We start from the raw sequence: 11011 nt of genomic DNA, 5'->3' as shown, positions 1-11011 counted from the left end.
TCTTGTCACCGGATGCGGTAAAAAAAGCAGTAGATTTACTCAACGATCGTCCTCGAAAATCTCTTGACTATCGAACCCCTTCTGAGGTATTTTATAGTCAGGGATCGGAGACCGTTGCATTTCAAACTTGAATTGGCGAAATAAAAACTCTCCACACGATCGCATCAACCGTTCTCGTTCTCGATCGTTATGTCGAAGCATTTCGTGATTCCACAACTCACTTTGAGAATGGGGACAATCTCGAGCAAGTTCGTTCCCGATCGTCTCGAAACTCATCTTGACAGTCGAACGTAAAGTTTCCGGTTCGTCTCGCGCGCCAAGAACAAACGTTCTCTCTTTAAGATCGGAAGGAATTCGACTGTCAATATAATCCAATCGTCTTTGGATGTTCGAGCGATCGGGATCGTTGACAAAAAATTCATCGTCAAAATCAATCAACAGCAGAATTCGTCTCTGCCGAAACTGACGCATTTTAGAAATATGGTCGTGTTCAAATTTTTCAAAAACGTCTTTTGTGCCTTTGGCAAACGGTAAAATTTGGAGCGATCTAGTATTGACGTTCAGACTGTTGTGAAAGCCGTTTGCAATATCTTTTGTGGCTTCGTCCTCTGGTAAAATTAAGAGATGAGGGCTAAATTTGTTCGGACTCAAAGCTCGATATCTCCACAAACTAGCGAAGTGATAATATCTTCCGAAAGATTGAGTTCTTCTGCCAATCGAACGAGCGTCGGTTCCAGATGGCTTTTTCGATCTAACACGAAGATATTTTCTCGAGAAAATCTTTGAATCGCCTCGGGATTGTGAGACGTAACTAAAATTTGACTTTCACTTTGTTGAAACGATTTTCTCAAGGACACTATGAAATGTCCGACTTCCGATAAAGATAAATGGTTGTCGGGTTCGTCCCAAAAACAGAACAGAGAACGATAAGCTCGGTTTGCAGCTAATACGGCTGCACCGACAAAAAAGCATTTTTCGCCACTTGACAAGTCTTCAAAACTTAATTCAAAGGTCGATCGTCCCTCAAAAGTTACTTTTAATTCTTTAGAGTATTTACCCGTCGGCTCGTATCGAAATTCTCGCAAATCCGGAATGACTTGTCTCAAATACTGCTCGAAAACCGAATAGGATGCCGGATAACGAGACAACAAACCCGTCAGCCAATTACTGATATTCTCTGCGTAAAGATTAGGATATAGCGTTTCTCCACTCGATTCTGACAACATTAAATGCGGAACTGGAGACAATAAAATAATACGTGAAAGCCAATCTTTCCAGATGCGAAGCGGATCGGATGAAGATTGTTCTTGAATAATCGGCAAGGCAATTAAATGCCAATCTACTAAAAATTGAACTTCCCTTTCATCCCGAGTAAGTGTCACCTGTGCGAGTTCTCGAGAGTAGAGTGCTTCCCCGTCCACCTTTAGCGTTTCTTCAAGGACTCGATATTCACTAAAATTTTCGGGACGCTCGAAGGCCAAATGATATTCATAGATTCGATCGCCTATTTCAACTTCGAGTTCAAAGCGAATTGGAATTGAAGTTCGATAATACGAGGCATCTTTGTCGTCTACAATTTCCTTAACTCGGTTCGTGCTACGCCCAATTTTTTGAAAAATCTCGAGAACGCTCATAACCGTTGATTTTCCCGAGCCGTTTTTTCCAATCAGCAAAGCGGCATGACAGTCGATAAGCTTAAGCTCGAAATTTTCAAAGCAGCGAAAATTGTTGACGTAAATCCTGTTTAGCATATCGAGATAAATTCTAAAATAAAAAGCTATCAATCGAGCCAAAACAGTTCTAATTTTATATCATATCATATCATTTTTCTCAAGAGAGAAATAAGTTAATTTAAAAAAACTTAGGATAGTCTGCCAAAAGTCGGTTGGCGATCGCCCCGATCGCTCTCATCCTCCGACGCCGACACTGCCCAAAACGATAAATTCATCATAAAATACAAAAATATCGACTCGAGCGAAACTTTAAAATCCCACAAAATAACCTCTCTGTGTCCTCTGTGTCTCTGTGGTGAACTCCCCATAAAAAACCATGTTCTCCCTCAAATCCTCCTCAAAAAACAACTGGAAACGCATCGCCAAAGCCTTTGAAGAAATCCTCGGTAAAAACAGTGTCGTCCAAAGAAAAGAAGAACTGCTGACTTACGAATGCGACGGCTTAGCCAGCTACCGCCAAAAACCCGCCCTCGTCGTGCTTCCCCGCACCACCGAACAAGTCGCCGAAACCGTCAAACTCTGCGATCGCTACAACCTGCCCTGGATTGCCCGAGGTGCCGGAACCGGACTTTCCGGCGGTGCGCTACCCGTCGAAGACTGCGTTCTCATCGTCACCGCCCTGATGCGGAAAATTCTCCACATCGACTACGAGAACCAACGAGTCGTCGTGCAACCCGGCGTCATCAACAACTGGGTGACGCAAGCCGTCAGCGGCGGCGGATTTTACTACGCCCCCGATCCCTCCAGTCAAATTATCTGTTCGATTGGCGGAAACGTTGCCGAAAACTCCGGCGGCGTCCACTGCTTGAAATACGGCGTCACCACCAACCACGTCCTCGGCTTAACCGTAGTCCTTCCAGACGGATCGATCGCTGGGCTCGGCGGCGAAATCCCCGAAATGCCCGGATACGACCTCACCGGCTTGTTTGTCGGTTCCGAAGGCACCATCGGCATCGCCACCGAAATTACCCTAAAAATCCTCAAAACCCCCGAAGCCATCTGCGTCGTTCTCGCCGACTTCACCAGCATCGAAGCCGCCGGAAGTGCCGTCGAAGACATCACCAGTTCCGGCATTATCCCGGCGGGAATGGAAATGATGGACAACCTCAGCATCAACGCCGTCGAAGACGTAGTGGCGACAGGTTGCTATCCCCGCGACGCCGAAGCGATTCTACTGGTAGAACTCGACGGCTTAGACGTAGAAGTCGCCGAAAACAAACGCCGCGTTGCCGAAATTTGTCGAAAAAACGGGGCGCGAAACATCACCTCTGCCCGCGACGCCGAAACCCGTGCCAAACTCTGGAAAGGACGAAAAGCCGCCTTTGCCGCCGCCGGACACATGAGTCCCGATTATTACGTCCAAGATGGCGTAATTCCCCGCACCCAGTTAGCCGGAGTTCTCAAAGAAATCGAAGCCCTCAGCCAGCGTAGCGGCTACAAAATCGCCAACGTCTTCCACGCCGGAGACGGCAACTTACACCCGTTGGTACTGTACGACAACGCCGTAGAAGGACAACTCGAAGAAGTCGAAGAAGTGGGCGGCGAAATTTTGAAACTCTGCGTGAAAGCCGGAGGGTCGATTTCTGGAGAACACGGTATCGGGGCGGACAAACGCTGTTATATGCCGGAAATGTTTACGGACGCCGATCTCGAAACCATGAAATGGGTGCGAGACGCTCTCAATCCCAAAGGACTGGCGAACCCCGGAAAGATTTTCCCGACACCGCGCACTTGTGGCGAAGGCGTTCACCCGAAGGCGAAGGCGTATCCGGGTGTTCCGCAGTTTTAAGAGCGGTTGGAGACGGTCGGCGACGGGATAAAATAGCTTGTCACGAACGTTTTTAAGCGTTTTTCTGACAGCGGCGACCGTCCCGGCGGACAGCATTCTCCAAACTTCTAGAAATCTTCTGGATATTTTTAACGATGAAACCCGATCCCAAAGCGTTACTCGATCGCCTAACAGCCCTCGAATCCGAACTCGCCCAACTCGGTAACGTCACCGACAGCACCACGTTAGGGGCGTTGAAAACCCTGCTGCAACAACAACAGGCTACCGCAGCCCGCGATCCCAAAACCTCGGCGATCGCCCTTCTCGATCGCTTCTTGGCGTTAGACCATCAAGACCAACCGGGATTTCCACCCCTGGCCCAATACAAACAGCAAGTGCGCCAGTTTCGCACCCAAGTCGAAAACGCTTCCGAAACCGACTTACCCGCCGATGTCAACCAATTGCTAACGGGCAAACATCCCGTCAGTCAACTCCTCAAGGCGATCGACGAAGGGGACAACCTCACTGACGCCCAATGGTCGAGTTTACAAAGCGTCCTGGTGAAAGTTTTCGGTCAAGCGGTTTCCATCGCCGCCTCGCGAGGCAAACTTTACGTCGCCACCAACCCACCCCAACCCGCCGCCACCCCAGCCGCAACGACCCCCAAACCCGCCTCTCCCAACGAAGACTTACTGATGTGGGGCGACGCCACGGAAAAAGCCGCCCAACCCTCCGCCGAACCCTCCGACGACGAACCGTTAATTGTCTTCGGTGCCAAGAGTTTGGGCATTGAAAATCAACCCAGTGGAACCGTTCCTCTCAATGTTTTGGTTCACATCCAAGGCTTGGGCGATCGCCAGTTCGGGGCGCGAGAATTCGCCGGAACGCGGGGTCAATCGAAGGCGATCGAAGGATTGCAACTCAGTTTTGCCTCTCCCGTCGCCGGATTGAACATCGAGTACATGGCGCACCTAGCCGGTGTCGGCGATACCCCCTGGATGTCAGCGGGGCAATATCTAGGAACCCGGAACGAAAACCGCCAACTCGAAGGGTTCGCCGTTCGGTTAGTCGGTGCCGAAGCCAGCAAATACAGCGTGTGCTACTCCGCCCACGTTCAGAACATGGGAGATACCCCCGTTTACGCCGACGGACAGTTTTGTGGAAGCCGGGGTAAATCCCTGCGCGTCGAAGGTTTGCGCGTCTGGGTACAGCCGAAAGCCTAAGCAGGCGATCGAGATTGACCATTACAATGAGAGCGATTGCAGATGATGGGGAGATGAGACAATTGATAATTGACAATTTCTCCCCCTGCTCCGCTTTTACAGTGAACAGTCAGCAGTGAACAGTGAACAGTGAGGACAGTTGAGAGTTGACAGTTTCTCCCCCTCTCCCCTGCTCCAGAAGCTCAGCCAGAGGTACTCGAATCGTGACGGTCTCTTCTCCCCAAATTCAACCGACGCAAGTTGTCGAACTCTCGCCAAGTTACGCCATTCCAGCGGTTTTGGTGTTAGCGGCGATTCCCCTGCTACTCGTTCAGGTGTGGGTGGCGTCTGTGGTGGCGTTATTCGGACTGTTTCTGATGGTTCAGGCGGCGACGATTCGATTGAGATTCACCGAAACGGATCTCGATGTCTATCGATCGAACGAGCGAATCCGCCGCTTTCCCTATCGCGAATGGCTCAATTGGACAATCTTCTGGCAACCCGTCCCCATTCTGTTCTATTTTCGCGAAGAGAAGAGCATCCACTTCCTGCCCGTTCTCTTCGACGCCAGTACGTTACGCGCCTGTCTCGAACAACGCTGTCCCAAAGCTTAGCGGCGTTCTGACGCGGTGCTGTTGTTATTTGAAAAAACGCTTCGATGAATCCCGAAGAAAATCAAACTCCCGAATCTCCAGCAATTCCCGATCCCTTTGACGACGATCCGATCGAACCGTCGGATACTGAGACTGACTCGCCTGCGATCGCACCGACTTCTTCTTCTGTTTCTTCTTCAGTGGAGTCGGACGAGAACGCAGTAGAGGAACCCCCAGCCGCCACGGAAATCGACCTCGAGGCGTCTTCTGACGAGGCTGAAATTGAAGCCGAACCCGTCGCAGCAGAACCCATCGAGGCGGAATCTGTCGAAGCTGAATCATTGGTTGAAAGCGAAGCGATCGAAGCCACGATCGAACCGGAACGCGAACCGGAAATGGAAGCCGAAGCCGCCGAAACCCCTTCAGAGGAAACCGCAGCAGCGGCGAATCCCGTGGTGAATCTGGAACCGACACCGATCGCACCCGATCGCGAGACTGTCGCCGCAGAAGTCGATCGCCTCGAACAACGAGCCGAAGAACTGCGCCGAGACATTGCAGCACTCGAAGCCTCCAGAGCCGAACTGCTGAACTCTCAGGCGCAATTACAAGCCGATTTGGGACGACTGATTCAAGAAGGACTCAGCGAACTCGAAAAACGCAAACAACAGCTTAAGATATCGATCGAAAAACTCGAACGCCGCCAAGATCGCATTCGCCAAGAAATGCGATCGACCTTCGCAGGAGCCTCCCAAGACTTAGCCATTCGGCTGCAAGGCTTCAAAGAGTACCTCGTCGGAAGCCTGCAAGACTTATCCGTCGCCGCCGAACAACTCGAACTCGCGCCTCCCGAACCCGCACCCGCACCCCCACCGCCACAGCCGAAACGGGAACCCGCAGAACCCGCCGCCGCCGCTTCCCCTCAATTTTCCGATCGCGGCTTCCAAGAACAGCGTCGCGCCATCCGGCGACTCCTCGAACAATATCGCAACAACCCAGATTACTACGGCCCCCCGTGGCAACTTCGCCGCACGTTCGAGCCAGTTCACGCCGAGCGCGTCTCGAACTGGTTCTTCACCCAAGGGGGACGAGGTGCGCTGAAATCCACCAACAGCCGTTTGCAAAACATCCTCATCGCCTCAGCGATTATTTCGATTCTGCACGTACTCTACGGAAAACGGTTGAGAACCTTGGTGTTAGCGAACGCTCCCGAACGCCTCGGCGAATGGCGTCGCGGCTTACAAGACTGTTTGGGGATTACGCGCAACGATTTCGGTCCAGATCGCGGTGTGGCGTTGTTTGAAGCACCCGAACCCCTAGCGCAACGAGCCGATCGCCTGGCGCGATCGGGATTGATGCCCCTCGTGATCGTAGACGAGTCGGAAAGCCAACTGAATCTATCTCTGTTGCAATTCCCCCTCTGGTTGGCGTTTGCTCCAGATCCCGATTCAGCCTTCGTTCGAGAGTGGTAATGAGATGTTGAGATGAGAAACCCGGTTTTTTCAAAAAAGTCGGGTTTCTGGATTTAGGGTTTCTCTTTCATTTTCATCTCCCTGCAAAAAACTCTCTGTGTCCTCTGTGTCTCTGTGGTGAAAATATTTTAAAACCAGCTTCATCGAAGGGCGATCGCGTTTTCCAAAAAGCAGGTATTCGTTGGATTTCGCAAGCTTAACCCAACTCAAAAATCGCACAATTTACGATGACAAATTATTCCGCATAAACACTAAAATGAAAATTCCAAAAATTACGCGATACCAAACAAAAACCCAAGTGCTTCTAGTTTGTAAAAAGCGAATCAGCCAGGCGATCGCCAGATAAGAAAACACTCCCGCCGAGAGTAAACCAGACGCTAACGGCATCCAACCCACTTCGCTACTGATTTCAAACACATCCTTTAATTCCACCAACCCTGCCAACGTAATCGCCGGAAGTCCCAACAAAAACGAAAATCTCGCGGCGGTCGCCCGTTCCAAACCCATAAACAAACCCGCCGTAATCGTAGAACCCGATCGCGACACACCGGGAACTAACGCCAACGTTTGAGCCAATCCCATGAGAATTCCATCTTTCGCAGAAAGCGTTTGAAACCCCCGTTTGTGACGACATAATTTTTCCGCCAAACCGAGTAAAACACCCATCACGATCGACACGATCGCAATAACCGCCAAACTGCGAACGTTGGCTTCATAAAACTCTCGAAACACGAATTTTACCAACAAACCAACTACCACGATCGGCAACGTTCCGATAGCAATTCCTAACGCAATCCGAAACTCGGGGCTGTCGTAATCCGATTCCGAAATCGCCCGTATCGAACCACCGACGACTTGCACGAGATCCTGCCAGAAGTAGCCGAACACCGCCACGATACTCCCGAGTTGAATCACCGCCGAAAACGCCGAACCGGGATCGCCCCATCCCAACAGTTCGGGAACCACTTTCAGATGAGCGGTGCTGCTGATGGGGATAAATTCCGTCAATCCTTGCACCATCCCCAACACCGCCGCTTGAAATACGTCAGGCGTCCAGGTGACGAGATCGGTGGCGGCGTCGGTGGCGTTGAGAGGAAGAGCGATCGCCACGCACAGAGAAGCCGTACTGACGAACAGGAGTGTTTGAAGTTTGGTCATCGGCGTTCAGACAAACGTAAAAGGCTTTCCCATCTTAAAGCGAGCTGTTGGGAAACGGGGAGGACAAGGGAGAAAGGGCTTCTAAGGTTGGCTGCTGGCTATCAGAAGGCTGCGATTTTCCATCAACGCCCCTGGATAAGTATTTCTAGATTCAAATTCCGTTGCGATCGCCTGTAAAATTTCCGACTTCGTCACCTCCCAGCGAGGCGCAATCAGCGTATCTCCCAACGTATCCCCCACAAACCGCTGTACCACCGTATTTCGTGGAAGTCGTTCCAAGACATCGCACGCCAAACAGACGTAAGCGTCCGGCGTCAGCGTCTCCACCCGTCCCGCTTTGTATTCCCAAGCGAGTACCGTTCCCTTCACGATATGGAGATGGTGGAGTTTAATGCCAAACGTCGGTAAATCCACCTGTGAAATCAACTCTCCGAGTCGCTGTGCAGTTTCTCGCATCATCGTCGGCGTTTCACCGGGAAGTCCCAGAATCAGATGAACGCACAAGTTAATCCCCCGTCCCGACAGGCGACGCACTGCATCTTCAAACTGCGCCCAGGTGTGACCGCGATTGATGCGGCTTAACGTGCTATCGTGGCTGCTTTCGAGTCCCAATTCCAGCCAGAGATGGGTTTTTTGGGCGTACCCTTGCAGCAAATCCAAAACTTCGTCAGAAACGCAATCGGCACGGGTGGCGATGTCCAACCCCACCACTCCCTCAACGGCGAGGGCTGCATCGTAAAGGCTTTCTAACACGTCGACGGGGGCGTAGGTGTTGCTGAACGATTGAAAATACGCCAAAAACGCATCGGTGTTGTGGCGACTGTGACGGAGGCGATCGATCCCGGCTTCGATTTGTTCGCGTACCGACTGGCGGCGATAGGCGGTTCCCTCGCTGAAACTGCGGTTGTTGCAGAAGGTACAGCCCCGTTTGGCGACAGTTCCGTCGCGGTTGGGACAGGTGAATCCCGCATCGATGGAGATTTTGCGAACGGGCTTCCCAAACGTCTGTTTTAAATATTTGCCAAAGGTGTACAGCGTCATTATGCGTCCCCTCCCATGAAGCATTGTTACAATTTTTGCCTTCCCCTCTAGCCGAAACCGGGCAAGCCGTTATAACTTAATATAACCATCTGGCGATTAACAAACCGATAACAGACTTACGGATATGACGAACACGGCGACCAAACCCGCGATCGAAGAACTCAAACCCGGCGTCAAAGCCCCTGTCAAAGAAACCCTCCTTACGCCGCGCTTTTACATCACCGACTTCGACGCGGTGGCGGAGATGGACTTATCTCTCCAAGAAACGGAACTCCAGACCATGTTGGACGAGATGCGGGCTGACTACAACCGCCATCACTTCGTCCGTGACGAGGAGTTCGAGCAATCCTGGGATCACATCGACGAAGAGACGCGCCTAGCATTTATCGACTTCCTCGAACGGTCTTGTACCTCCGAGTTTTCCGGTTTCCTGCTGTTCAAAGAGCTATCTCGCAAGCTCAAAGACCGCAATCCGCTTCTGGCTGAGATGTTCCACCTGATGGCTCGGGACGAAGCGCGTCACGCCGGATTCCTCAACAAGGCGATGGCGGACTTCAACATCTCCCTAGATTTAGGGTATCTCACCAAGAACCGCAGCTACACGTTCTTTAAGCCTGAATTCATTATTTACGCCGTGTACCTCTCTGAAAAAATCGGGTACTGGCGTTATATCACCGTGTTCAACCATCTGGAGAAACATCCCGAACATCGGTTCTATCCTCTCTTCAAGAAATTCGATAGTTGGTGTCAGGACGAAAACCGCCACGGTGACATTTTCAAAGCTTTGTTGCGCTCTCAAGAGTCGATGTGGAAGAGTTTAAAAGGTCGTCTGTGGGCGCGGTTCTTCCTGCTGTCGGTGTTCTTCACCCATACGTTAACGGTGTTGGAACGGTCGGATTTCTATCAATCTTTGGGAATCGATCCGGTGGAATACGATAAAGAAGTCATTCGCCAAACTAACAACACCTCAGCGCGGGCGTTTCCCGAGATTCTCAACGTCGAACATCCCCAGTTCTTCAAGCGCCTGCACGAGTGCGCCGAACGCAACCAAAAAATGCAGCAAATCGACAGCAGTAACGCGCCGAAATTTGTGAAGTCTTTGCGGAAGTTCCCGTTAATGGCTGGAATGTTTACAGACTTCGTGCGGTTGTATTTGATTAAACCCATCGACGCTGAAGCGACTCGCGGACAGGTTTGTTAAGGTTGAGTTCGCTTGTTTCTGTGCTGCGATCGCACTGCTAAGAATCCTAGCAAGTTGAATTTTTGAGACGTGGAAGACGTGCCGTTTGGTGCGTCTTTTTTTTGTTTCTAAAAAATGAATTTAACTACGTCGTCGTATTCGTAAGAAATTGTCTACCTGTTAAAGCATTCCTCCGTCAACTGACCCAAATTGTCGTACTCGTACTCGACGGTTCGATCGCCATTTTCCGTCACCGAGACGCGATTTCCCGCCTCGTCTAATTCACGATCGTAACTGACGACGACTTCCCCCTTTAACGTCTGTTCCAACAATTCCATACTGCTCAACTCGTCGTACCGGCGAGTTTCCACCACTCCGTTCGGTAACACCATCTTCACGAGATTGTTGACCACCTCGAGAATTCAATCGATCGTGTCGTAAAATAAAAGGGGGCTACGCTGCGAGACCCGATCCCTGCAAAAGACATCGGTAGTCATGCACAGTGATGATGACGAGCGCGGATTGAAGCATTATAATGATGGACGAAATACCAAATCGCCCCGATGTGATTTTCTAACTTTTTAGAAAAAGATAAGGTTTTACGAACGAGTCGAGATACACGCTGACGAAGAGTATTGTTGAATCTTTCAATATAACTGGTTTTTTCCGAATCCTTTTCAACAGCTTTATGTCGTTTGCTAGGCAAAACAGTTTGATAAGATTCCCAAAGATCGGTATAGCCGGTAGCACATTGACGATAAACAGGAGGCAAAGATTCCCATAATTTTCGTGCCGCTTCTCGATCTCGCGCACCAATATAGACACCAACAATTTCGCGCGTCTCAGCATTTAAAGCCAGCCAAACCC

Annotated in this window: 10 protein-coding genes and 1 pseudogene; 6 read left to right on the top strand and 5 right to left on the bottom strand. The window is 50.7% G+C overall.

Annotation, left to right across the window (positions count from 1 at the left end; translation table 11 throughout):
• Positions 1-131, top strand: a pseudogene (locus POG22_RS22485) (IS30 family transposase); the annotation flags it as partial.
• Between the two features lie 516 nt (positions 132-647).
• Here the strand turns inward: POG22_RS22485 and POG22_RS22480 are convergent.
• Positions 648-1751, bottom strand: a complete 1104-nt coding sequence (locus POG22_RS22480) for an AAA family ATPase (RefSeq protein ID WP_498907203.1) — start codon at positions 1749-1751, stop codon at positions 648-650.
• Between the two features lie 298 nt (positions 1752-2049).
• Between POG22_RS22480 and glcD the strand changes: the two genes are divergently transcribed.
• The 4 genes from glcD (at position 2050) to POG22_RS22460 (ending at position 6765) form a co-directional block, all read left to right on the top strand.
• Positions 2050-3522, top strand: a complete 1473-nt coding sequence (glcD, locus tag POG22_RS22475; RefSeq protein ID WP_063719673.1) for a glycolate oxidase subunit GlcD — start codon at positions 2050-2052, stop codon at positions 3520-3522.
• Between the two features lie 134 nt (positions 3523-3656).
• The gene (locus POG22_RS22470) at positions 3657-4724 is read left to right on the top strand and encodes a hydrogenase (protein WP_498907202.1); all 1068 of its coding nucleotides are present in this window, start codon (positions 3657-3659) and stop codon (positions 4722-4724) included.
• A gap of 203 nt (positions 4725-4927) precedes the next feature.
• The gene (locus POG22_RS22465) at positions 4928-5317 is read left to right on the top strand and encodes a DUF3119 family protein (RefSeq protein WP_063719675.1); all 390 of its coding nucleotides are present in this window, start codon (positions 4928-4930) and stop codon (positions 5315-5317) included.
• Between the two features lie 44 nt (positions 5318-5361).
• On the top strand, positions 5362-6765 hold the full coding sequence (locus tag POG22_RS22460; RefSeq protein ID WP_498907201.1) for a DUF3086 domain-containing protein: 1404 nt from the start codon (positions 5362-5364) through the stop codon (positions 6763-6765).
• A gap of 222 nt (positions 6766-6987) precedes the next feature.
• On the opposite strand, the gene POG22_RS22455 is transcribed toward POG22_RS22460, so the two are convergent.
• Together POG22_RS22455 and mnmL are read right to left on the bottom strand one after the other, a co-directional pair.
• Entirely contained in the window at positions 6988-7923 is a 936-nt protein-coding gene (locus tag POG22_RS22455) for an undecaprenyl-diphosphate phosphatase (protein ID WP_498907200.1), read from the bottom strand.
• A gap of 81 nt (positions 7924-8004) precedes the next feature.
• Positions 8005-8964, bottom strand: a complete 960-nt coding sequence (gene mnmL, locus POG22_RS22450; RefSeq protein WP_498907199.1) for a tRNA modification radical SAM protein MnmL/YtqA — start codon at positions 8962-8964, stop codon at positions 8005-8007.
• A 124-nt stretch (positions 8965-9088) separates the two neighbouring features.
• Here mnmL and acsF point away from each other — a divergent pair, with 124 nt between their 5' ends.
• Positions 9089-10165 carry a magnesium-protoporphyrin IX monomethyl ester (oxidative) cyclase gene (acsF, locus tag POG22_RS22445; RefSeq protein WP_498907198.1) on the top strand — a complete coding sequence of 359 codons (1077 nt, stop codon included), beginning with the start codon at positions 9089-9091 and terminating at the stop codon, positions 10163-10165.
• A 152-nt stretch (positions 10166-10317) separates the two neighbouring features.
• On the opposite strand, the gene POG22_RS22440 is transcribed toward acsF, so the two are convergent.
• Positions 10318-10557 (bottom strand): hypothetical protein, encoded by a 240-nt coding sequence (locus POG22_RS22440; protein WP_498907197.1) that lies wholly within the window; start codon positions 10555-10557, stop codon positions 10318-10320.
• An 80-nt stretch (positions 10558-10637) separates the two neighbouring features.
• Positions 10638-11011: IS1 family transposase (locus tag POG22_RS22435; RefSeq protein WP_498907196.1), on the bottom strand; the 374-nt coding region annotated here is incomplete at its 5' end.

The organism is Geitlerinema sp. CS-897 (assembly GCF_028368005.1).
GTDB classification, from domain to species: Bacteria; Cyanobacteriota; Cyanobacteriia; order Cyanobacteriales; family Geitlerinemataceae; genus Baaleninema; species Baaleninema simplex.
This window is presented reverse-complemented; position numbering and strand designations above follow the sequence as displayed.